The sequence below is a fragment of the Devosia sp. LjRoot3 genome (assembly GCF_964252865.1).
Classification (GTDB): Bacteria; Pseudomonadota; Alphaproteobacteria; order Rhizobiales; family Devosiaceae; genus Devosia.
In genome coordinates, this window is record NZ_CAXUPK020000002.1 from 827,421 (window position 1) to 849,598 (window position 22,178).

At 60.3% G+C, this 22,178-nt stretch carries 19 protein-coding genes; 10 read left to right on the forward strand and 9 right to left on the reverse strand.

The annotated features are described in order from the left end of the window. Positions 1-458 precede the first annotated feature (458 nt). Together ACSQ2A_RS10885 and ACSQ2A_RS10890 are read right to left on the reverse strand one after the other, a co-directional pair. Positions 459-1,619, reverse strand: coding sequence for a phosphoserine transaminase (locus ACSQ2A_RS10885; protein WP_436072241.1), 1,161 nt, complete (start codon positions 1,617-1,619; stop codon positions 459-461). A gap of 75 nt (positions 1,620-1,694) precedes the next feature. Then, a complete protein-coding gene (locus ACSQ2A_RS10890; protein WP_436072242.1) occupies positions 1,695-2,201 on the reverse strand; it encodes an Lrp/AsnC family transcriptional regulator in 507 nt (168 codons plus the stop codon). A 94-nt stretch (positions 2,202-2,295) separates the two neighbouring features. Here ACSQ2A_RS10890 and ACSQ2A_RS10895 point away from each other — a divergent pair, with 94 nt between their 5' ends. Further along, on the forward strand, positions 2,296-2,973 hold the full coding sequence (locus ACSQ2A_RS10895) for an RraA family protein (protein WP_436072243.1): 678 nt from the start codon (positions 2,296-2,298) through the stop codon (positions 2,971-2,973). A 31-nt stretch (positions 2,974-3,004) separates the two neighbouring features. Here ACSQ2A_RS10895 and ACSQ2A_RS10900 read toward each other — a convergent pair whose 3' ends face one another. Continuing rightward, positions 3,005-4,174, reverse strand: coding sequence for a M20 aminoacylase family protein (locus ACSQ2A_RS10900; protein ID WP_436072244.1), 1,170 nt, complete (start codon positions 4,172-4,174; stop codon positions 3,005-3,007). A gap of 28 nt (positions 4,175-4,202) precedes the next feature. Then, positions 4,203-5,246 carry a pyridoxal-phosphate dependent enzyme gene (locus ACSQ2A_RS10905; protein WP_436072245.1) on the reverse strand — a complete coding sequence of 348 codons (1,044 nt, stop codon included), beginning with the start codon at positions 5,244-5,246 and terminating at the stop codon, positions 4,203-4,205. Positions 5,247-5,504: 258 nt separating this feature from the next. Here ACSQ2A_RS10905 and ACSQ2A_RS10910 point away from each other — a divergent pair, with 258 nt between their 5' ends. Genes ACSQ2A_RS10910 through ACSQ2A_RS10940 form a run of 7 tightly spaced genes read left to right on the forward strand, consistent with a single transcriptional unit; the run spans position 5,505 to position 13,602 of the window. Continuing rightward, positions 5,505-6,350, forward strand: coding sequence for an alpha/beta hydrolase (locus tag ACSQ2A_RS10910; protein WP_436072246.1), 846 nt, complete (start codon positions 5,505-5,507; stop codon positions 6,348-6,350). Further along, positions 6,347-7,432, forward strand: a complete 1,086-nt coding sequence (locus tag ACSQ2A_RS10915; protein WP_436072247.1) for a C45 family autoproteolytic acyltransferase/hydolase — start codon at positions 6,347-6,349, stop codon at positions 7,430-7,432. The genes ACSQ2A_RS10910 and ACSQ2A_RS10915 overlap by 4 nt, the downstream gene beginning before the upstream one ends. Positions 7,433-7,473: 41 nt before the next feature. Next, positions 7,474-9,072, forward strand: coding sequence for an ABC transporter substrate-binding protein (locus ACSQ2A_RS10920; RefSeq protein ID WP_436072248.1), 1,599 nt, complete (start codon positions 7,474-7,476; stop codon positions 9,070-9,072). Positions 9,073-9,099: 27 nt separating this feature from the next. Next, positions 9,100-10,038, forward strand: coding sequence for an ABC transporter permease (locus ACSQ2A_RS10925; protein ID WP_436072249.1), 939 nt, complete (start codon positions 9,100-9,102; stop codon positions 10,036-10,038). After that, positions 10,035-10,862, forward strand: coding sequence for an ABC transporter permease (locus ACSQ2A_RS10930; RefSeq protein ID WP_436072250.1), 828 nt, complete (start codon positions 10,035-10,037; stop codon positions 10,860-10,862). The genes ACSQ2A_RS10925 and ACSQ2A_RS10930 overlap by 4 nt, the downstream gene beginning before the upstream one ends. Then, positions 10,862-12,658: an ABC transporter ATP-binding protein gene (locus ACSQ2A_RS10935; RefSeq protein WP_436072251.1), complete on the forward strand. Its 1,797-nt coding sequence runs from the start codon at positions 10,862-10,864 to the stop codon at positions 12,656-12,658. Before ACSQ2A_RS10930 ends, ACSQ2A_RS10935 begins: the two co-directional genes overlap by 1 nt. A gap of 35 nt (positions 12,659-12,693) precedes the next feature. Further along, a complete protein-coding gene (locus ACSQ2A_RS10940) occupies positions 12,694-13,602 on the forward strand; it encodes a GntR family transcriptional regulator (protein WP_436072252.1) in 909 nt (302 codons plus the stop codon). Here the strand turns inward: ACSQ2A_RS10940 and ACSQ2A_RS10945 are convergent. The 5 genes from ACSQ2A_RS10945 to ACSQ2A_RS10965 all read right to left on the reverse strand — a co-directional run bounded on the left by ACSQ2A_RS10945 (position 13,599) and on the right by ACSQ2A_RS10965 (position 19,448). Beyond that, complete coding sequence (locus tag ACSQ2A_RS10945) at positions 13,599-14,519, reverse strand: LysR family transcriptional regulator (protein ID WP_436072253.1); 921 nt, start codon at positions 14,517-14,519, stop codon at positions 13,599-13,601. The genes ACSQ2A_RS10940 and ACSQ2A_RS10945 overlap by 4 nt on opposite strands. A gap of 85 nt (positions 14,520-14,604) precedes the next feature. Next, positions 14,605-15,339, reverse strand: coding sequence for an HpcH/HpaI aldolase family protein (locus ACSQ2A_RS10950; RefSeq protein WP_436072254.1), 735 nt, complete (start codon positions 15,337-15,339; stop codon positions 14,605-14,607). Positions 15,340-15,748: 409 nt separating this feature from the next. Further along, a complete protein-coding gene (locus ACSQ2A_RS10955; protein WP_436072255.1) occupies positions 15,749-17,194 on the reverse strand; it encodes a diguanylate cyclase in 1,446 nt (481 codons plus the stop codon). A 446-nt stretch (positions 17,195-17,640) separates the two neighbouring features. Continuing rightward, positions 17,641-18,273, reverse strand: coding sequence for a tyrosine-type recombinase/integrase (locus ACSQ2A_RS10960; RefSeq protein WP_436072256.1), 633 nt, complete (start codon positions 18,271-18,273; stop codon positions 17,641-17,643). Between the two features lie 251 nt (positions 18,274-18,524). Beyond that, complete coding sequence (locus tag ACSQ2A_RS10965; RefSeq protein WP_436072257.1) at positions 18,525-19,448, reverse strand: LysR family transcriptional regulator; 924 nt, start codon at positions 19,446-19,448, stop codon at positions 18,525-18,527. Between the two features lie 118 nt (positions 19,449-19,566). Here ACSQ2A_RS10965 and ACSQ2A_RS10970 point away from each other — a divergent pair, with 118 nt between their 5' ends. Then, positions 19,567-20,694 carry a mandelate racemase/muconate lactonizing enzyme family protein gene (locus tag ACSQ2A_RS10970; protein ID WP_436072258.1) on the forward strand — a complete coding sequence of 376 codons (1,128 nt, stop codon included), beginning with the start codon at positions 19,567-19,569 and terminating at the stop codon, positions 20,692-20,694. Positions 20,695-20,702: 8 nt separating this feature from the next. Further along, complete coding sequence (locus ACSQ2A_RS10975; protein WP_436072259.1) at positions 20,703-22,169, forward strand: aldehyde dehydrogenase family protein; 1,467 nt, start codon at positions 20,703-20,705, stop codon at positions 22,167-22,169. Positions 22,170-22,178 lie beyond the last annotated feature (9 nt).

Sequence of the window (22,178 nt, forward strand, 5' to 3'; positions counted from 1 at the left end):
GGCCAGAGCGGGGTGGCGACGAAGGCGGTTCGCTATCGACAAGTTCGCCGGGCTGAAGACGGTTCAGCTGGCCTTCGGTCCCCACTAAGACCGCTGGTTCGTTCCTAAGGCCGCTCCGGCGGTGTAACGCTCATATCCTCCTCCCGCGGACGTGTGGCCCCAGCGCTTCAGCGATGAAGCCTTTTTTACCAAATAGATCAGGCCCGAAGGGTTTCCGTCGCCATTATAATGCCGACGCCATATGTGAGCGGACTTTTCCACCCCATTTCGACGGGCGGCAGCCAAGCTGACCGGCAGGTTTCGGGAAATCCTTAGTGTGATCCGAACGGCCGGTATGGGGCGCGTTCATGACGGAGTGAGAGCTTGATACTCTGCGCACTGGCGCCGCGGCTGGGCGCGCCTGTGAACGCGGTCAACTCGTGGGCGACTCTAGCAAGCTAAGGTAGTCTGTTCGCCACCTAATGCATTCCTCTTTCTTGGCCAAATGCCCAGTCGAGCCAAGGCATCAGGGCTAGAAGGTCTCCCGACTCAACCGTAGGCCCGCACCAGATTCTGATGCTCGGGGGTGCTGTTCGAAAGCCCGAGATGTCGAACGCGACGCCCAGATTATCCAATCGCGTAGCCATTGCGGACAGCAATGCACGTTGCCTGCTTTCGTCGAGACCAAGAACGGAGGGATCGGTGATACGGATGCAAACCGATGTACGAGAGCGACAGGGTTCGGCCGGTTCGAGAAAGGCTGCCCAGTCGCAAGAGGCCTCCCAGTCGGCAATGACGCCATAATTGGCATGAACGCGTGCGACGAGCGTCTCCAGTCCGCCTATGGATAGGGCCCACTCCATGCTGTCGATGGCGTCCTCGACGCAAAGAAGGGAGACGGTGTTGATGGTGTTGCCTGAAAAGAGACCAGGGAGGAAGCCGTTGGTGTCCTTCAGTCTGAAGACCTTGGGCATCGGCCAGGGCGGGTTATACGAGAGCACCCGCTCTGCTGCCCGTGGGCTCAGGACGAGTATGCCGTGGGCCGCTTCTCCGCCGAGGCACTTCTGCCAGGAAAAGGTGATCACATCGAGCTTGCGGATGGGAATGCGTTCTCCGAAAACTGCGGAGGTGGCGTCGCAGATTGCAAGGCCCTCGCGAGCGTCGTCGATCCACTCGCCATCTGGTACGCGCGTTCCAGTGGCGGTGCCATTCCAGGTAAACACAACGTCGCGCCGCCAGTCGACCCTTGCCAGTCGGTCCCGGACGTCGCCAGGTTCTGTGAGAATCCGCACATCGGGCAAGTGGAGCTGATCGACAATGTCACTGGCCCACAGGCCCCCAAAGTGCTCCCAGGCGAGCACGTCTACACCGCGGGGCCCGAGCAACGACCACAGTGCCATCTCCACGGCACCGGTGTCGGAACCCGGCACAATTGCCACCAGATAGTCGGGCGGGATATCGAGCAATTGGCGGGTCAGATCGATGGCGTGTGCGATGCGGCTATGTGCGGCCGGTGCCCGGTGGGAACGGCCAAGCGAGTGTTGGTTCAGGTGCTCCGCGCGCCAGCCGGGGCGCTTGGCTGATGGCCCAGAAGAGAAGCGGGGGTTGATTGGGCGAATTGGGGGTTCTGAAACGGACATGAGAGGCTCGCGAACGATTGGCATCGAGCTTCTCAGTTTTGTCTTTGACAATCAATAAATACAATTGGACTTCGACTAAAGCGCTATGCGCGTCGAGAATTTGACCTCCCGCATCACTACGGCAGTGGAAAATTGCCGGACATTGGGATTGTTGAAGAAATGCTCCTGGGTGAATTCGTCATATGCGGCCATGTCCCGAACATTGACGATAAGCACGAAGTCATGGGCGCCGGTCACGTAGTAGCATTGGACCACTTCGGGCTGAACAGTCATGGATTTCTTGAACTGATCGAGCAGGCTGGCCTGTTCGCGTTCAAGGGAGACCTGGACAATCAAGGTGATGCGGGCGCCAGCTACCGCTGGGTCAACGATGGCCACATCAGCCTTGATGATGCCGGTCTGGCGCAGCCGAGCGAGGCGGCGGAGGCAGGCCGTCGACGAGAGGCCCACTTGCTCTCCAATCTGCGAAGACGTGAGCTGATTGTTTTCCTGCACTACGTTGAGAATGGCGCGATCGAAGGAGTCGAGATGGGTGTCGTCCCGCTCGGCCGAAACTCGGCTCTTGCCGCTCGTCTTTTGCATTCTTTCCCCGATCGCCTACGGGGCTTCGCCCCTAATAGCCTCAAGCACTCAGATAGATATCGGCTTTGCTGTCAAAGAAAATGGAAGGCCGCAAATGCCACGCTATCTGATTTCTGATTCAATGCCGCCCCCAGTGCCTGTCGAGCTTCTCGCCAAGCTCGCCGATGTCGAAACGGCAACTGCCGGGCATCTTCGCGATACTGGATTCATGGATGGGACGCTTCGCCCGTTGTGGCCAGGAGGGCGGATTGTAGGGAGTGCTGTCACAGTCTCGATCAGCGGCACGGATTCTACTCTGCTCCATCATGTGACTGGTCTGTTGCGTCCCGGCGATTTTGTCGTGGTCGATCGCCTCGGAGACAGCCGTTACGCCTGTTGGGGTGGCGGGGTCACCAATGCCGCAAAATGTGCCGGTGCCGTTGGGGCGGTCGTCGATGGTCCTGCGACGGACCCCGAGGAAATCGAACGCTTCGGCCTGCCGGTTTGGTCTAGGGGCATTTCGGCCATAACAACGCGCCTTGCCAATCTCGGTGGCAGTTTCAACTATCCCGTCAGTTGCGGCGGCGTGCCGGTGCATCCGGGGGATATCGTCATGGCTGACGAGTCCGGTATTCTGGTGCTGCCGCGGGAGGGGGCCGAGGCCTTCGCTGACCAGTGCCTTATTGCCCAGGACAAGGGCATCGAGCGTATTCGTCGGGTTCGAGATGGCGAGAAGCTGGGCGATGTTTCCGGCGCCAGCCTTATGGTTCGGAAGGCCCTTGCGGCCAAGTGAGACCGGGAGGGGGTTACCCCTCCCGAATACCTCATGCCCCCGGGGGAAGCCGATCGGCAACAAGAGCTGCGTAATAGGCCACGCCAAGGGGAATGATCTCGTCATTGAAGTCGTAGCCGGGATTGTGCAAGGGCGTCGCGCCTGGCGTGCCGGCTACACCATTGCCAAGATTGACGAAAGTACCAGGCACCCGCGCCAGCATATGAGCGAAATCCTCAGATCCCATCCTCAATGGGCATTCGGCATCGACGGCGTCTGCGCCCAAGACCATGCGAGCCACGCGTATGGCCGCCTCCGTCGTTTCGACCGCGTTGATGGTAGGAACAAATTCGCGGCTATAGGAGACAGTGGCGCTGGCGGCATAGCCGGCGGCGATGGATTCGACGAGGCGACGCATTTCGGTTTCTATGGCTGCGCTGACTTCCGGCAGGAAGCTGCGGCAGTCCCCTTTGATCCGGACTTCGGATGGAATGACATTGCGCGTCCCGTTGGTAATGAACTCGGTGACCGAGACGACGCAAGGCTTGGTCGGATCGATCCGCCGCGACACGATCGTCTGCAACCCCATGACGATGGCGGACGCCGTCACGATGGGATCAACGCCGGAATGGGGCCTTGCCGCATGCACGCCCTTGCCGGTGACAACGATCTCGAAATTGTCTTCGGCCCCCATGAATGGGCCGGGCCGCGTCGCGAAATGGCCTACGGGAATGCCGGGCATATTGTGAATGCCGTAGATTTCCTCGACCGGAAAACGTTCGAAGAGACCGTCCTCGATCATGCTTAGGGCGCCACGCCCATGCTCCTCCGCGGGCTGGAAGATGAAGTGCACGGTGCCGCTGAAGTCGGGATTGGCCGCAAGGTGTTGGGCGGCGCCGAGCAGCATCGTGGTGTGACCATCATGGCCGCAGGCATGCATCTTGCCACGAATTTGGGAGCCGTGATCGCGTCCGTCGACTTCCTGGATCGCCAATGCGTCCATGTCGGCCCGCAGGCCGATCGATCTGTTGCCCGTGCCGGCTCGCAGGGTACCAACGACGCCGGTTCTTCCAATCCCGCGCGTGATCTCTATGCCCATTTCGGCCAGGCGCTCGGCGACGAAATCGGATGTGGCTGTTTCCTCGAAGCCGAGTTCGGGGTGGCTGTGCAGATGCCGGCGCCACTGGGTGAGGTGGGCGTGAGTCGATGGGGAAATTGTCATTGTGAGCTTCCTGGCAAATGGTCTGCGCTTAAGGCGTCGGACGGGCTTCGGTAACGAGCAGGAGAATTCTACTGTCGCCGGTCAGGTCCAGTTCCTGGCGGCGAAGCGAGTCGCCCGCCGCGGCGGCAAGAGCGGCGAGCCCTGCCGCGCCCGAACTGGTCGTCTCAACGCCGCAAGCCTCTTCAAGCTCTCTGACGGATCTCGCCAACTCCACCTCCGAGACGGTCATGCAGGTCACACCATATTCCCTCAGGGTTTTGAGGGCCGGGGCGCTGGCTTCGCCGCAGGAGAGCATATCCGCCGAGGTTTCGAGATTGCCCGCTGCCCGAACCGGCCGCCCCGCGGCCATGGCGAGGGCGACACAGGGCGCCTGGTCAGGCTCGACGATGATGATGCGTGCGGGGGCCGACAGCCACCCACGCAACCCTTCGGTTATGGCGGCCGCGAGACCTCCGACTCCCGCCTGGACGAAGACATGCGTCGGCGTTGCGATGCGATCTTGCGAAAACTGGCGTCGGAGCTCGTCGGAGATGACGGCATAGCCGGCCATCACATCAGCAACCACGGGGTCTACAGGGTCGAGGCTGGTATCGGGTATGAGGAGGTAGCCGTTCTTGGCGGCAAGCTCTCGCGCCAGGTCCACGGCGTCGTCATATGTTCCGCCGGCTATGCGCACTACCGCTCCGGCGTCGCGAATGCGCCTGGTCCTGACCTCCGGCACGCCGCTGTGGAGCACGACGGTGCAATTGGCACCCGCGTAACGCGCGCCAGTGGCGACAGCGAGACCATGGTTGCCGTCACTCGCGCAGACTAGGTGCGGCGCAGAGGCTGTTGCTTGGGCTGCTGGGAGGGAGAGGCGCGAGCGTGCGATGGCCGCAACGGCCGCAAATGTCCCACCCAACGACTTGAAACTGCCGAGGGGGCGGCCTGTTTCCACCTTGGCATAGATGAATCCAACGCCAAGGCGATGAGCTAGCGACGGGATCGGCAGGACCGGTGATGGCTCGAGGGCGCCGAAAACGCCGGCGAGCACGGTGGATGCCTCAAGGGCTGGAGCGTGATGTGTGTTCATGCTCCGCAGTATCGATGCGGCGTCGATCCGATCGCTGCAAAATTCAGCGGCTTTGAGCTGAATTTCGGTGAAATCGCGCTAGTTTGTGCAGCAATTCGCCTCAATAGCGCGAGGTTCTCCGCCAGATAATTCAAAACGCCAGCATTTCCAGAGTGTTGGAGCACCCGCCTGTGCCTGCAGTATGCCCGTTGGTGATGCTTTACATTGTACGCAGGCGCCAATAAATACATTGTGACAAATGAGTGTTGGGGGCTGCAGATGAGCATGGAGCGCTACTTTCCCTACTACCAGGGAACACCATTCTTCTCGCTGCAGAAGGATAGCCGTTTTTCGTATTGCCTTTATGTCCCGCCCGGCTATCACCGGGACGAGGTGAAAAGTGCCCGGCTGGTTGTTGCTGTCCATGGCACCAAGCGGACCGCGGAAGGCTATCGCGACGCGTTCGCCAGTCTGGCCGAGGAAACCGGATGTGTCGTCCTGGCGCCATTGTTCCCCATGGGTGTGTACGCACCCTATTCCGAAGCGCCGGAAGAACAGCACAACTACAAATATCTCGAATACAAGGGCCTGCGCTTCGACGAGATCTTGATAGCCATGGTCGAGGAGGTTCGTGCCGCCCTGAATAAGCTTGAACCGCAATTCCTCCTCTTCGGGTTTTCGGGCGGCGGACAGTTTGTGCACCGCTTCTACTATCTCCATCCCGATCATCTACTCGGTGTGTCGGTCGGTGCCCCAGGCTCGGTGACGCGCATCGATCCTGCGGTTGAGTGGTGGCCGGGTACGGGCGGGTTCGGCGAGCGGTTTGGCAAGGAAATTGACCTTGAAGCCTTGCGCCGAGTCCCTGTCCACCTGGTGGTTGGCGCGCTGGATACGGAAACCTGGAATGTGGGGATCAAGCCTGAAAGCTGGACCTGGCGCGAGGGGGCCAACGATGCGGGTGCGAATCGCGTCGAGCGCCTTGCAGCCCTGCGACAGAACCTCGAACTGCACGGAATCTCGGTAACGCTCAGTACGGTCGAAGGGGTTGCTCATAGTGGTACCAGGGTCCTGGAACCCGTCTTCGCCTTTTTCCGCCAATGCCTTGTTCAGAAGGACAGCAAATGACGGCCTTTCCCCTTGTCACAATGGAAGGCGGGCCGCGTGATCGTGGCCTGCAATACGGCCGGGCTGCGGGAGATCACATCCGCCGAGGGCTTGAGCTTTATCGCGGAGAATTCGAACGCCGCGGTATTTTCTGGCCGCAGGTTGAGGCCGTCTGCACTCAGGCCGCCGAGCATATCGAGCGCTACGATCAGGAAACCAACGTCGAAATCGGCGCAATTGCTGAGGGCGCGGAGCTGCCGGTGGCGGCAATCCTAGCCATCAATGCCCGCACCGAGGTTATCAATGCGCGGCACTACAAAACCCAGCCTGCGCCTGCCGAATGTTCGGGCATTGTAGCCCTGCCAGAGGTCACTCGCGATGGCACGGTCCTTCATGGGCAGAATTGGGACTGGCTCGATGCTGCGGCGGATTCAACCGTCGTGCTCCACATCCGGGACGAAAAGGGCCACGAGATTCTTGGTCTTGCCGAGGCGGGGCAGGTGGCACGTTGCGGCATGAACAATGCTGGTCTGGCTCTGACCGCCAATGGCCTGCACACTGACCGAGAAGGTGAAACGCAGGGCGTTTGCAGCCCTGTCATCCGGCGAAACGTGTTGCGCCAGAAAACGCTCGGTGAAGCCATCGGCGTTATCATGAAGTCACCGCGGAATTATTCGCACAACTTCATGCTGAGCCATCGCGATGGCATGGCCATCGACCTCGAAACCACGCCCGAGGCGGTCTTTTGGCTCAAACCGCATGAAGGCATCCTCGTGCATGCCAACCATTTCACCAGTCCGGCTGCCCTTGTGGGGACCGTCGACGAAGGCGTGCGACGCTCCCCGGATTCTCTTGTTCGGGAGATGCTGATCGAAGGCACCCTTAGGCGGCGCAACGGGCCGGTTGATCGGCAAACTATCATCTCTGCCTTCATGGATGCCAAGGATGCGCCCTATGGCGTGTTGCAGCCGCCGATGGCGGGTAAGGCGGGAGTGATGGAATCGACTGTGGCGACAATCATCATGGAGCCGGCGAGGGGCCGGCTTTGGGTGTGCCGTCAGCCATATCTGACGCAGGACTTCACGGAGTACGCGTTTTCATAAGTGGGCGCTGACGCGCCTTACGGTCTCAAGGGAGAGAAGACATGACTGGAATATCTTTCAATGTCCCACAGGCACTGTGGGCCAATGCTCTCGGCTTGCTTGCCGCAAGTCTCATGGCGGGTAGCGCGTTGGCACAAAATGGCACGCCCGTCGTCGGTGGCAGTGTCGCCATCGCCCTGACAACAGACATCCAGGGCATCAATCCCGGGGTGACGCGTGACGGCAATACTGATGCCGTCATCAATCACATCGCCGAGGGGCTCGTTGCCTATAAGGAAGATGGCAGCGTGGGCCTGCTAGGCGCCAAGTCGCTTGCGGTCTCTGACGATGGCTTGAGCTACACGTTTACCCTGCGCGACGGGATGACCTTTCATAACGGCGCGCCCGTGACCTCGGCCGAGGTCAAGTGGAGCTGGGAACGCCTGCTCAAGGAAGAAACCGGTTGGCGCTGCCGGAGCTGGTTTGTCGAGGGTGGCGATGTGGTCATCAGCTCCATCGATACCCCCGATGCCCAGACCATCGTGTTCAACCTCGTCGAACCGACGGCAATCTTCCTGCCCAAAATGGCAAATCACCAGTGCATCGGCCCCATTCTGCATCCGGATTCCGTCGACGCTGTCGGTGAGCTTGTAACGCCCATCGCCACCGGCCCTTACAAGCTGGCCGAGTGGAAGCAGGGCGAATATGTGACGCTCGAACGGTTCGAGGGCTATGTCGCCAGTGCCGACCCTAAGAGCGGCTTTGCCGGTGATCGCACGCCCTATATCGACAATCTGAAATTTGTCGTTGTGCCCGATGCAGCAGTGGCCAAGGCGGCTCTGCTTGCCGGCGACGTGCAACTGTCTCGCGAATTCACTCCCAATGATTTGGCCGAGCTCGAGGCCACGGATGGGCTCAAGGTCTATTCCTCGGATTCCTTTAACTGGAAGCTATTGCTGTTCAATCGTAAGGATGGCCTTTTCACCGATGTGGCGCTGCGCCAGGCGATCACCGAAGCCGTCGACATCGACGAGATCGCTCAGATCATGTCCAACGGCCTCGCCAAGGGTAATCCGTCGGCAATTCCGCTCCTGAGCAATTTCCACACCGGTGCCCAGGACGAGCGCCCCGCCTTTGATCCGGCCAATGCCAAGGCACATGCCGAGGCAGCCGGTTATACCGGCGAAACGCTCAAGATCATGACCAACCGGCGCTTCCAGGATGACTACGACACGGCCTTGATCGTGCAGGAACAGCTCAAGCGGGCCGGCTTCAACGTGGAGCTCGAAGTGGTCGAATGGGCGACGCAGGACGATGCCTATTATGCCGGTGGCTATCAGATGATGGTCTACAGCTACTCCCCACGCACCGAACCCTATCTCAGCTTCGAACTGGTCAGCGATACCAAGCCCGACACCGCCAAGGCGCATGAGATCGTCTCGGACGAGTTCACCGCTCTCCTGCGTCAGGCTGCCACCACGCTCGACCCCGCAGGTCGTCAGGTTGCGTTCGATGCCATGCACAAGGTTCTGATCGAGGATCTGCCAGGCGCGAGCCTCTACAATCCCGCTGTCGTTGCCGCCAGCACGGACAAGCTGGTTGGCTATACGGAGTTCGGTGTCGGACATCCGCGCCTTTGGGGCGCCTGGCTGGCCGAGTAGGCCAGTCTCACCGATACGGGGATCAGCATGCTCTACGCATTCAGACGCATTCTCATGGCAATACCGACCCTGCTGGTCGTGGCCATCATTGTCTTCACTCTCATGCGGCTGATCCCCGGCGATCCTGCACAATTGCTGGTCGGCGACATGGACGATCTCGAAGCGATCGCCCGTGTCCGTCGCGAGCTGGGCCTCGACCAGCCCCTGCCGGTCCAGTTCGGAATCTGGTTGGTCAATCTGTTGCAGGGCGATTTCGGCAACTCCATGCGCAATGGAGAACCGATCCTGCCTACCATTCTCTACCGTTTCTCGGTCACGGCAGCCTTTGCCGGCACGGCCCTTATACTTGCCGCCCTGATTGCGGTGCCTATGGGCGTCATCGCTGCGTGGCGGGCTCGCACTGGCATCGACTATGTCAGCCGGCTGATCGCCATGCTGCTCGTCTCGATGCCGACCTTCTGGGTCGGGCTGATCCTGATCCTGATTTTCGGCATTCAGCTGCAGTGGTTGCCGGTGGTTGGCTATGTCTCGCTCGGCGAGGACTTTGTACGCGGCGTGCTCTATATGCTGATGCCGGTCGCTGCCTTGGTCGTCGGGGAGCTAGCCTCGATCATGCGCATGGCGCGCTCCAGCGCCCTCGAAGTTCTGCAGCTCGATTACGTCGCCCATGCCCGAGCTAAGGGGTTGAGCGAGCGCCGGGTCCTGCTTCGTCACGTTCTGCCCAATTCCCTCGCGCCCACACTGACCCTGATCGGCATCACTTTGGGAAACAGCCTGGGCGGGGCCGCGGTGACCGAGACGGTGTTCTCCATTCCCGGCCTCGGTCGCTATCTCGTCGATGCCATCTATGCCCGTGACTATCTCGTCGTGCAGGGGTGCCTGATCTTCGTCTCCTTCATCTTCATCGTCGTCAACCTCCTGGTAGACCTGTGCTACCCGCTGCTCGACCCGAGGGTTAAGCTATGATGCGCGCATTCCTTTCGCTTCACCGGATCGGGATCGGCCCCATCCTGCTGATCAGCGTCGCCCTGCTGGCCGTGGTCGGGCTCGTCTGGACGCCATTCGATCCCAATGCCCTCGATTTTACCCAGCGATATCTGCCCCCCAGCCTTTCGCATCTGCTCGGCACCGATCACCTTGGGCGCGACCTGTTCAGCAGGTTGCTGCTGGGCGCGTCCACCAGCTCCGCCGTCAGCGGCATGGCGGTTGCCGGCGCTTTGTTGATCGGCAGCCTGCTCGGGGCAATGTCGGGCTATTTCATGGGGTGGGCTGACCGCGCTGCCATGCTGCTGATGGACGCCATTCTGGCCATGCCGGGTATCTTGCTGGCCCTGGGTATCATGACCGTCACGGGCCCCAGCGTTGCCGGGATGATCGGGGCCATGGCCATCACGTTCACGCCTGTGGTCTTCCGCGTCGTCCGATCGACTGTCCTGTCATTGCGAGAGAAAGAATATATCGAGGCGTCAGAGGCTCTCGGCAATCATGACCTCTTCACGATCGCCTACCACATCCTTCCCAATTGCGTTGCCCCGCTCACCGTCGTCGGGACGAGTCTTTTTGGGTCCGCCGTGCTGACCGAAAGCGCGCTCAGCTTCCTTGGTCTCGGCGTGCCGCCACATGTTCCGACCTGGGGCGCGATGCTCTCGGATGGCCGCAACATCTTCTCGCAGGCGCCGTGGGCCGTGATCTATCCGGGCCTCGCGATTTCCTACCTCCTGCTGGGGGTCAACCTTACCGGCGACACGCTCCGCGACTGGCTCGACCCTCGGGCGAAAGGACATACCTGATGGAAAAAACGCCCCAAGATTCAGTGTCGCTGTTCGCCGTAGAGGGGCTATCGATCGCCTTTCCAGGTGTGGGCGAGGTTGTGCGCGACATCAGCTTTTCCCTCGGTCGTGGCGAGACCATAGGCGTTGTCGGCGAATCCGGCAGCGGCAAGAGCATGCTCGCTCGCGCCGCCATGCGCCTGCTGCCACCCCAGGCGAGTATCCTGCGAGGACGCATGACATTCGAGGGTAGATCGCTCTTCGATCTTGGCGAACGCGAAATGCGCTCTGTGCGAGGCGCGGGCATCGGCATGGTGTTCCAGGAGCCGATGACTTCGCTCAATCCCGCCCTCACCATCGGGGCACAGATCGAAGAAGGCCTCCGTGCTCACGGACGCTTCGGCGATGGCGAAGGCAGACGCCGAATCCTTGCCATGCTCGACCGCGTCCGCATCCAGGACCCACAGGCCTGCCTGCGCAAATATCCGCATGAATTCTCTGGCGGCATGCGGCAGCGCATCATGCTGGCCTCGGTGCTGCTGATGCAGCCGGCCTTGCTGATTGCCGACGAACCCACCACGGCGCTTGACGCCGTCATTCAGCGCGAAGTTCTCGAAATCATGGCCGAGATTACCCGCGATCTTGGCGTGGCCGTCATGCTGATCTCACACGATCTCGGCGTTGTCGGTGCCTATACCGAGCGGCTCGTGGTCATGCAGAAGGGCAATCTGGTGGAACAGGGCCGAACCCGTAACATCCTGCTTCGCCCCGCCCATCCTTATACGCAGGCGCTGATTGCCTCATTGCCAAGCCGGGACAAATCCTGGTCGCGAACCCAACCCGTTTCCTCCCCCGCCGGGCCACCTTTGCTCGAAGTAGACGAACTGCGCGTGACATTCACCCGAAAGGCCGCGCTCCCCTTTGCGCCGCCGACGAAGACCAATGCACTCAAGGGCGTTTCGCTTGCCATCGGTCCAGGCGAAACAGTGGCGGTGGTGGGTGAATCGGGGTCCGGCAAAACCACTCTGGGTCGCGCCATCCTGCGTCTCGTTGAAAAATCGGGCGGGGCCATTCGTATTGGCGGCCGGGACATCCAGCAGCTTTCCCGCGAAGCGCTGCGTCAGATGCGTCGAACGGCGCAGATCGTCTTTCAGGATCCCTATTCCTCGCTCGATCCGCGTCGCCGAATTCATGAAATCGTGTCCGAGGGCCTTCGTGCCGATCCTCTCGTGAAACGCCGCGACTATCGATCACGAGCCGCGGCTGTGCTTGAAGAGGTCGATCTCCCGGCTTCGTTTCTGGATCGTTATCCTCACCAACTCTCTGGCGGTCAACGACAGCGCGTCTGCATCGCGAGGGCCCTTATCATGAGTCCCTCGCTGGTGATCGCCGACGAGCCCGTCTCCGCGCTCGACATCACGGTACAGGCCAAGATTCTGGAGCTGATGAAGCGATTGCAGCGCCAGCATGGCTTTGCCTATCTTTTCATTTCGCACGATCTCGGCGTGGTCGAGCAGATTGCCGACCGGGTCGTCGTCATGCAGGCGGGGCGGGTGGTGGAAGAGGGTGCGCGAGACGCCATCTTTGACAATCCCCAGCACCCCTATACGCGCCTTTTGCTGCAAGCCGTGCCCGATTTGCACCAGGTGGAACCCGGCGCTTATGAAATTCGGCGCCGGCACTATGACGATGAGCCGGTTGCCCCTATTGGTATGCAGTTCGACTGGAAACAGGCCGGGAGTGACGCCAGGCTGGTGGATGTAGGTGAGCGTCATCGCGTTGCGTGCGTCCCAGTTCTGCCCGGGGGGCGGGTTTGAGCGAGCCGGGGCAGGGCCCGACGAAAGGCGATGAGATGAAGGTAGACGATCGCCAAGATGAGAGCACCCCCGCGACTGATCGGGGTTTTCATCACGTTCTAGCGGACCAGATTATCGAGCTGGCCATCAAGGAAAATTACCCTGTTGGGGCGCACCTTACAGAACTTGGGCTGAGCCAGAAACTGCGGGTATCGCGCTCTCCGATCCGGCAGGCGCTCAAGCATTTGGCCGACCGCGGAATTGTCGAGGCCAGGCCCAATCGCGGCTTCTTCCTCACCGAGGCAGCCGCGCGTCTCATGGCATCGCATGCCTCGAGGTCCCAGAGCGACATCGGGGCCCTGCACGACATTATCCTACGCGAATATGCCAATGGTGACCTGCCTGACACGGTGGCCGAAAACCACCTTGTGGCGCGCTACAACGTCCCCGCCAGCCAGTTGCGCGCGGCGCTGCAGACGCTGTCGCAGTACGGCATTGTGCATCGCAGCCAGGGCAAGGGCTGGCACTTCGAGCCCGCACTGACGACGCCCGCTGCGCTCGAACAAAGCTATCGGTTCCGAATTCTGATCGAGTGTGGCGGCCTCCTGGAAGAAAGCTTTTCGCTCGACAAGCGGGGCGCCGAGCGCGTCAGGGCCGAGCATAGCAATTTCTTGGCGCAACTCGGCGACGGCACCGCAGATGGCTTCTTTGCCATCAATGCGGGCTTTCACCTGCTGCTGGCCGAATGTTCCGGCAATGTGTTCATCAAGCGCTCAGTCGAAATGCAGAACCAGCTGCGGCGGCTCCATGAGTTCGCTTCGTTTCCATCCCTCCCCATCGAGCGCATGCAACAATCGTGCGAAGAGCATATGGCCATTCTAGATGCTGTGCAGGAAGGGGATCGGGATTTTGCGGCGGTGCTGATGCGTCGTCATCTCGACAGAGCGCCACGCATACGCGGCTAAAGCGGGAGGGCAAAGTTCTGCCCAACATCAGCGCAAAAGGCAGAAGCACATTCCGCAGCGATTGATGCGACACGCGGTGCCAACCGGGAAGTTGGGGTCTGTAAGCAAACGGCAAAGTAGTCCGTAGACGGAAAGTCTTGATCTACGTCCAGGACCTTCAACGTTCCTGCGAGAAGCTCGGAGCGAATGGTGGCTGCCGGCAGCACTGAAAGCCCGATACCCGCGCTGACCATGCCGATCGTAGTGGCGAGGGAATTGGAGTAGTGCACTGTGGCATCGTCGAACTGTGCTTGTCGCAAATAGTCCGAGAGCCGGCGGTGGTTTTGCGTGCCCACCTCGTAGGAAATAATCGGCGAGGCCCGAAGTCGCTCGGCCCGCACTATAGGGTCATCGTCCCGCGGATAGTCCTGCCCTGAAACCCAGATCATCTTGAACTGACAAAGTGGGGTGATGCGGTACAGTTCATGATCACTGCCAGGAAATCCCAATATGACATCCAGCTCCCGGTGTTCGAGCCGTTGCAGGATTGTTGGGGAGGACTCGGTACTCACCGAGACCCTGACACGTGGAAAGCGATCGCGTAGCGTACGGATAATGGCTGGCAGGAGGGTGGCCGCCATGCTCGGCAGCACGCCGATCCGAATATTGCCATCCGGGCCCAGTGCATTGCTGGTGTCTTCCAGCAATTGCTCATAGCGGTGGACAATGTCCTTGGCGCCTTCGATGAAGCGGGCTCCCTCGACAGTAGGGCTGACGTCGCGGGAGTCCCGGTCAAAGAGGCGAAAGCCCAATTCATCTTCCAGTGCGGCAATGCGACCGGAAATGGCGGCAGGTGTGATATGCATGCGCTCGGCCGTCGCCCTGAAATTGCGCAGCTCGGCCAGCCAGACGACGGTTTGGAGGAAACGAATATTCACGACGTTTCAGTTTCGATAATGCCGAACCTGACGGCCACTGCAGCACGGTTTGCGTGGGCTCATCAAGACCCGAGTCTTGATTTGCTCACGCCAGAATCTTCTCCTGCCGCAGGGCTCCGAGCGTCGCATTGAGGCCGGCACGGATCGTCATGGTCTGGCTGGCGACCACCAGAAGTTCGGCGCCTTCCTTGACGCCGAACTGGCGTTCTTCCGGTGTCCACGCCGGCATCACCCATGGCTTGCCGCAGGTGAAGGCCGCCCGGGCGCAGCGCACGAGGTCGAACCGGTCTGCCTCAGTAAAACTATAGGCGCCACGGCCGCGCGACAGCGACAGGTCCGAAGGGCCTGGGAAGATGCCGTCGACGGTGGGAAGTGCGGCGATCTTCTCGACATCTTCAAGACTTTCGGCGGTCTCGATCATGGCGTAGCAGCGCGTCCGCCGGTTCTCCTTGTCGAATGCATCGGCGGCAGGTCGGCCATAGCCATAAACGCGTCCGCCTGTATAGGAGCGGATACCTTGTGGCGGGTATTTGGCGGCCTGGGTGACTTCGCGCGCGTGCTCGATACCGAGCAAGTGGGGAATGATCACGGCATCGGCGCCGAAATCGAGGGCCTGCTGAATGGCCTCTGTCGTGGGTGCTATGACCTTTGCCAGGGTTCTGACACCCAGAGCCCGAGTCACCGCTAGAAACTGGTCCAGTGTCCCGAGATCGAAAGTGCCGTGTTCCAGCTCGACGACGATGCTGCTGATACCCATCAGTTTTGCGATTTCGAGAAACCCGAAATGAGGTTGGGATACCCAAAGGCCGATCTTGTCCATTTTGCCTCGCAGTTTTGAACCGCTATGCATCTAGGAGGGGAGCTTGCTGTGGGCCAGCAAGAAAAACTGAACGGTCGGACACCAATTCCGCCCCGTTAGTTGCAGAGCTCTCGCAATCGAATAGCCTGCAGTTTGCGCACAATGTTTGCGTTTGGCGATGTCTGCTTTTCGTAAGGCGCTACGAACTCCTGAATGACCGAAATGGGGCGCGTCGCCGCCAGGCGGCTGCCTGGCCCCTGGTCGGACATCGGGTAAGCAAATTGAGCTTGCAGAGAGCGGACACGGCAGTTAGATTGCTCGCGTGTTCACTAGCGGCCTGGTGGAAGGTCACTCCAATGAAGTGCACGGATCATCCGCGGGCAGCATGTCGCGGGCAAAACACGAAACCTCGCCAAACTTAGCCCAGATATCAAGCCGACATGACCATATCGCGCCCGCTGGCCTTTGCGCGATACAGCTGCCGGTCAGCAACTTCCATAATCTTGGATAAGGGCGTCGTTTGAGAACTTGCCAATCCGATACTGGCGGTGACGGACAACCCTGCGACGACGGAGGACCAGTTGAACTTAGCAATCCTCGACCGAACGTTCTCCGCTTCATCCGCCGCCGTGGCAAGCGACTGATCCACAAACAGCAAAGCGAACTCCTCTCCGCCGAGCCTGTAGGCCTTGAGCGTATGGAAGCTGGCCAGGATGTCCGCCGTTCGTTTAAGAACGGCGTCGCCGACGATGTGGGAATAAGTGTCGTTGACCAACTTGAAGTGGTCCAGGTCCACGATGGCCAGGCAAAACCGAGTATGCCCCAGTGCCTGCATCGCCGCTTCGAAACTGCGTCTGTTCATCAGCCCGGTCAGAGCATCGTGCTCGGCCTGCAGCCGGAGCGCATTGGCTTCGACGCGCAGCCTTTCGTTCTCAAGTAGGCTTTCGACGTGTTGTGCCCTGCGCCTTGTTGTTTCGCCCATCTGGGCCTCGAAGGCATCGTGGTAGCGTTTGTAATATAATAGGGCGGCACGATAGTCCCCGAGCCCTTCCAGAGCTTCGGCAAGTCGGCGATTGCTATTGGCCTTGTGGTCGGCTTGCTTGTGATTCTCGGAGAGCGCGACGGCTTGTTGGCAGACGGCAACCGCCTCCTGTAGATGGCCTGCTTTGGTCAGCAATTCCCCACGGGTGTAGAGGTAGTGGATTTCGGACCGTAACCCTATGTCCCCCGGCACCTCCTCCCAGCGATCGAGGCATTGTTCGGCAAGGGCCAATTCGCCCAGGCATGCATAATATTCCGCACTGTTGCACAGGGCCGTACGAAGGTTCCAGAAATCGCCGCAAGCTGATGCAACGGCAATGGCCTGATTGTTCGTATCGATGGCCCTAACTCGTAAGTCGTGACCTTTTCTCATGTCGCCGTCGCGTTCGGCTGACTCAGCGAGGGAAACTTGAGAATAGGCGATGTTCGTCAGGAACAGTGATTTCAGCGAGGGGGCCTCATCGGCATTCAAGGTTCCGAGCGCCTCTTGAAGGAGCGGCAGCGCTAGGTGGTCTTGTCGGCAATAGAGATAGGTAACCGCCTTGGCATTCCGTGCAAATGCTAAAACCGTTCGGTCGGCCTGACGTTCAGCCAGTTCAAGACATTGGGCGGCCTCGATGAACGCTTCATCTACGAGGCCCATTTCAATGAGCAGCCAACTTAAAATGGAGCCTGCAACGGCTTGGCCCCGGATTTCTTTGAGTTGCACCCAGGCGCGCTTGGCTGCCATCGCCATATCGTAGCCGCGACCGGGTAGTCCCAATTGCAGGCAGAACCACGCGGTCTGGTTGAGTGCCTCTGCCTCAGCTCTTCGGTCGCCAGACAACTTGGCCATGCGATAAAGAAGTTCTGATGCCTCTAGCCCGGAAATGCAGTTTCCGGATCGACCCAGTGCCCAACAGCGCTCGATAAGTCCACTCAAGGACTGGTCGGATACTGATTGCTCGGGTGCAGCAAAAGGCTTCATAGCGTTGGAGATTTAACACGGCTGGGTAAAGAATTGTCGAATGAGAAACTCGATGCCGAGCGCTCTCATTTACGATCGTCTGGTCTGGGATGCGCCAAAATCCAAAATCAATCACGTCCAGCGAGGGCACTCCTTCACGGATTGTACCAGTGAAATGACTTGGAAGCTGCCGGCCTAGCGTTGCTCCTGCCCCTGCTGCGCGTATGAGTGGCCGCCAATGGCTGCTCTTGGAAAAGCGAACGCGCGGCGTGAATGGCCGGTATGGGGCGCTTCACCGACGGCCTTTAAGTGACCGTCGGCGAGGACATTGAGAGCTATATTTCCGTTGCCTCGGAAAGCGATAGGGCGTCGTCGACGTCTACGCCGAGGTAGCGAACTGTGTTCTCGATCTTGCTGTGACCAAGCAGGATTTGAATGGCCCGCAAATTCCCTGTGGCCTTGTAGATGAGCGACGCCTTGGTTCGGCGGAGGGAATGAGTTCCGTATTCCTCGGGTGTGAGGCCGATGGCTGTCACCCACTCATCAACGAGTCTTGCATACTGACGCGTGCTGAGGTGGTCGTTGGGGTGGACGCGGCTGGGGAATGCGAAATCATCGACGCTGCCACCTCGGCGTTCGAGCCAGGCGAGCAGGCTGGCCCTCGTATCGGCGGTGATCTCGAACTGAACTGGTCTTCCCGTCTTCTGCTGGATCACCATTGATCGAGATCGAATAGTCGATCCCACCACAAGCGTGCCGATCTTGATTTTCACCAAGTCACAACCTCGAAGCTTGCTGTCGAGCGCGAGGTCGAACAGGGCTCGATCTCGCATTCGACCTTCCCGATCAAGAAAGAAGCGGATTGACCATATCTGTCTGATTTTCAAAGCACGTTTGGCGCCTACCTGCCTACCGGCGTTCCAAGCTGGTCTCCCTGCAGCGGCAGGGTCGTACTGTGAGATACCCATTACATTTCTCCTGTGGCCGAAGCGGCCGTGGTAGAAATGATTGTGGCAGGGTCTCAGATGGCGAGTGCCGACCCCATTTCGGCCGTTGGGTGCAAACTCGGTGTGCGCGAAAGCGGACATTCCGATTGCGCGTGGGTGTGGCCCTGCAACGAATTTTTTGGGACGCATCGCAGATTCCGTGGGGCCGGATCAACCAGAGCGCTGCTAAGCCTGCATGGCGCCGTCTGATTGAGTAGTGTCGGGCAAACGCGCTAGCTCGCACTCTGGGCTCGCGCGCTTGGCGGCATGCTTGCGTGCTCCAGCATGAAGGTCTTGACGATTTGGCTGGCCATGGAGAGGGCCCGGCTACGCGGCCAGTAGAGGCACACGTCGCGGATGGCCATGTCGTCGTCGATGCTGCGGACGACCAGATCGTCGATGCGAGAAACGTGAACAGCCAAGGCGGTCGTGACGCCTACACCAAGTTCGGCACGGACCAGCTCAAACAGGGATTGCGGCTGACTGACCTCAAAGGCGATCCGTGGTGGCTGTCCGAGGCGGTGCCAGAACGGATGGGTGAGAATGGCGTCGGTGTGGTAGCGACCCGTCATTATCAGGGGGTGTTCAAGCAAAGCCCTGGCGGGAATCCTGCCGGGCAGTTTGGCCAACTCGTGGTCCTTCCAGAGGATGACTTTGAAATCCTCGCGCCAAAGCGGCTGGCTATCGAAAATGGTGGTCGAGAGCGGCGGCGTTGTCTGGCGGAGGAACAGGTTGACGTCGCCTGATAGGGCGGCCTGCTCCATGTATGCGCCGCCCAGCTCGACCAACTGAATGTCGATCAGCGGATAGACTGACCGGAATTGCTGTAGCAGGCGGGGCATGTAACCCGCGGTAGCACTGGGATAAGTCCCCAGGCGAACCGTGCCACGCTTTGCGCCCAGGAAATCCAGCACGTCTCCGCGTGCCGCCTCGAGTTGATTGAGGATGACGCGCGCATGGGGCAGCAGCGCCGCTCCCGGCGGTGTCAGCTCCACAGGCCGTCGATCCCTGAAGAAGAGCTCGACGCCCAAGTCCTCTTCCAAGCCGGAAATATGCGCGCTGACCGTGGGCTGCGAATAGTTCAACGCATTGGCTGCATGTGCGAAGCCGCGGTTTTCGACAATGGCGATGAAAGTTCGAAGCGCTCGCACGTCCATTATAGAAATTCCTGATATTGACTATCTAAACTATCATTTTGATTTTGGCATAGGTCAAGCCTAGGTTGCATTCATTGCAAGGCAGCGCTGCGCAAGCGTGGCGTAAATGAGGTAAGTCGTGACCACTATTCGCAAAATCGAGGCGGCAACCGCCAGCATCCCTCTTCCGGCGCCAACGGGCTTTTCGAGCCGCACCGTAACGCAGCGCGAATACACGCTTGTTCGAGTCACTGGCGATGACGGCGTTGCCGGTATCGGCTTTTGCTATCCCGGCCATCGTGCTGCAGGTCTTGCCACCATGGCGGTGACCGATCTTCTGGCGCCCATCCTGATCGGTACAGATGCGCATCTGGTCGAGGGCGCCTGGAACGCCATGTATCAGGAGAGCCTGCTCCATGGTCGTGTCGGCTCGGTCATGCGTGCACTGTCGGCCATCGACATCGCTCTTTGGGATCGCAATGCTCGCGCTGCGAACCTGCCCATGCACAAATTCCTCGGTGGCCGTTCCGATCGCGTAAAAGCCTATGCCAGCGGTGGCTATTACCTCGAAGGCAAGGGCCTCGACGGTGTCTATAACGAAATGGCCGGCTACAAGGCGCTTGGGTTCAAGGCCGTGAAGATGAAGGTAGGCCGGGTCAGCGCATCGGAAGATGCCGACCGCATCGCCGCGGCCCGCGACGCCATCGGCCCCGATGGCATCCTGATGCTCGACGCCAACAATGCCTGGAAGGACCTGCCCACAGCTCTCGGCGCGCTGCGTCTGTGGGAAAAGTCCAATCCCTATTTCATCGAGGAGCCGTTCAGCCCCGATGACATCATCAACCACGCGCGTCTTGCCCGGGAAACCCCGATCTGCGTGGCGACCGGTGAGATCGAAGCTGGCCGCTGGCGGACCAAGGAACTGCTCGACGCCGAAGCAGCCATCATCCTGCAGCAGGACGCAGCTGTTTGCGGCGGTATCAGCGAATTGCGTCGTATCGCGGACCTGGCCAGCGCTTATGGCGCATCCCTTTGCCCACACTGGTTCCACGACCTGCATGCACCGCTGGTCAGCGCGTTCCCGAGCGCAACCTATGTGGAGTACTTTGTGGGCAATGCCGTTCACAACCTCTACGACATCATCGACCGCCAGCTGGAGGTCGACAACGGCGAGCTGGTCCTCCACCAGACTCCCGGCTTTGGCTTCAACTTCGACGATGCAGCGCTTGCCAAATATCTGGTGGGCGACTGGCAGACCATTTCGTGAGGTGAGCCATGCAATTCCCCCTGCTTCTGCGTAATCTTGTCGGTGGCGAATGGGTGGGCGAACCGTCCTCCCAGATGCAGTCCCTCAATCCTGCCGACCAAGATCAAGTCCTTGCCCAGGTGCCGGCCATGTCCGGCGCCGAGGTGACGGAAGCCATAAACGCAGCCGCCGCGGCTCTCCCAGCCTGGCGTGCCACGCCCAGCGTGGAGCGGGGGAAACTGCTTTTCCGCGTTGCAGCGCTCATCCGGGGGCGGGCAACTGAGCTACGCGACTTGATCTCGCTCGAAATGGGCAAGACCCATGGCGAAGCGGCCATCGAGGTCGAACGCAGCGCCGAGATGCTGGAATTCTATGCCGGCATCGGGCGGTTGCCCTATGGCGACCTGATCCCTGATCGTCGTCCCGGTGTTTCCGCCTGGACTGTGCATGAGCCGATCGGCGTCGTACTGGCCATCACGCCATGGAATGACCCTCTGATGGTGCCATGCCGCAAGATGGCCCCGGCGCTGGTCTCGGGCAATACGGTGGTGCTGAAGCCATCGCCAGATACCCCGGCAATCGCGCTGATCCTCGCGCAGATGTTTGCTGAAGCGGGCGCGCCTGCCGGCGTGGTCAACACGGTGACCGGCGATGTCTCGACCTGGGGCGAGGCTCTGACGGGCGATCCGCGAATTGCCGGCGTCACTTTCACCGGCTCGACGGCGACGGGCAAATATCTTCGCCGCGCTCTGGTCCATGGCCGGGCCCGTTTGCAGACCGAAATGGGCGGCAAGAACTCCGCTGTCCTGCTCGCCGATGCCGATATCGATCGTGCCCTTGGCCTGCTGGTGCCGGCCATTTTCGGCCAGACCGGTCAGCGCTGCACGGCCGTTAGCCGGCTGCTGGTACACCGCTCGATCCTCAAAACAGTCGAAGAACGCATTACCGCATTGGCTGGCGCCGTGCAGGTTGGTGCCGCCGAATTTGAAGCGTCCAGCATGGGACCGGTGGTCAATGAGAAGCAGCGCGAGAAGGTGCTGGGTCTCATCGACAGCGCGCGGAGCGAAGGGGCCAATGTCGCATTTGGCGGGGCACCGCTGACTGGGGATGCCTATGGGCGGGGCTGTTTTGTTCAGCCGACTGTGCTGACGGGCGTAACGACCGCCATGCGCATCTGGAAAGAAGAAGTCTTCGGGCCGGTAGTCGCAGTGCTTCCCTTCGACACGCTCGAAGAAGCCATCGCCATGGCCAATGATACCGAATACGGCCTCGCCGCCGGCGTGTTCACCAATGACCTTACGGCTGCGCACACCTTTGTCTCTGCCATCGAGACCGGCCAGGCGGTGATCAACCTGCCGCCGAGTGGCTGGGACGTCCATCAACCCTTCGGCGGCTTCAAGGATTCCGGCTCGCCGTTCAAAGAGCATGGCCTTGATGGTCTCGCCTTCTACACCCGCATCAAGACTGTCGCCATGAACCTGGCGCCGGCCCGATAGAGCTCAAGA

Bases quoted from the DNA above. Each gene is read 5' to 3' on its own strand.
- ACSQ2A_RS10935 (WP_436072251.1), top strand. From the start codon at position 10,862: ATGGAAAAAACGCCCCAAGATTCAGTGTCGCTGTTCGCCGTAGAGGGG.
- ACSQ2A_RS10940 (WP_436072252.1), top strand. From the start codon at position 12,694: ATGAAGGTAGACGATCGCCAAGATGAGAGCACCCCCGCGACTGATCGG.
- ACSQ2A_RS10955 (WP_436072255.1), bottom strand. From the start codon at position 17,194: ATGGCCAAGTTGTCTGGCGACCGAAGAGCTGAGGCAGAGGCACTCAAC.
- ACSQ2A_RS10915 (WP_436072247.1), top strand. From the start codon at position 6,347: ATGACGGCCTTTCCCCTTGTCACAATGGAAGGCGGGCCGCGTGATCGT.
- ACSQ2A_RS10975 (WP_436072259.1), top strand. From the start codon at position 20,703: ATGCAATTCCCCCTGCTTCTGCGTAATCTTGTCGGTGGCGAATGGGTG.
- ACSQ2A_RS10890 (WP_436072242.1), bottom strand. From the start codon at position 2,201: ATGCAAAAGACGAGCGGCAAGAGCCGAGTTTCGGCCGAGCGGGACGAC.
- ACSQ2A_RS10885 (WP_436072241.1), bottom strand. From the start codon at position 1,619: ATGTCCGTTTCAGAACCCCCAATTCGCCCAATCAACCCCCGCTTCTCT.
- ACSQ2A_RS10905 (WP_436072245.1), bottom strand. From the start codon at position 5,246: ATGAACACACATCACGCTCCAGCCCTTGAGGCATCCACCGTGCTCGCC.
- ACSQ2A_RS10900 (WP_436072244.1), bottom strand. From the start codon at position 4,174: ATGACAATTTCCCCATCGACTCACGCCCACCTCACCCAGTGGCGCCGG.
- ACSQ2A_RS10895 (WP_436072243.1), top strand. From the start codon at position 2,296: ATGCCACGCTATCTGATTTCTGATTCAATGCCGCCCCCAGTGCCTGTC.
- ACSQ2A_RS10910 (WP_436072246.1), top strand. From the start codon at position 5,505: ATGAGCATGGAGCGCTACTTTCCCTACTACCAGGGAACACCATTCTTC.
- ACSQ2A_RS10965 (WP_436072257.1), bottom strand. From the start codon at position 19,448: ATGGACGTGCGAGCGCTTCGAACTTTCATCGCCATTGTCGAAAACCGC.
- ACSQ2A_RS10950 (WP_436072254.1), bottom strand. From the start codon at position 15,339: ATGGACAAGATCGGCCTTTGGGTATCCCAACCTCATTTCGGGTTTCTC.
- ACSQ2A_RS10930 (WP_436072250.1), top strand. From the start codon at position 10,035: ATGATGCGCGCATTCCTTTCGCTTCACCGGATCGGGATCGGCCCCATC.
- ACSQ2A_RS10920 (WP_436072248.1), top strand. From the start codon at position 7,474: ATGACTGGAATATCTTTCAATGTCCCACAGGCACTGTGGGCCAATGCT.
- ACSQ2A_RS10960 (WP_436072256.1), bottom strand. From the start codon at position 18,273: ATGGGTATCTCACAGTACGACCCTGCCGCTGCAGGGAGACCAGCTTGG.
- ACSQ2A_RS10925 (WP_436072249.1), top strand. From the start codon at position 9,100: ATGCTCTACGCATTCAGACGCATTCTCATGGCAATACCGACCCTGCTG.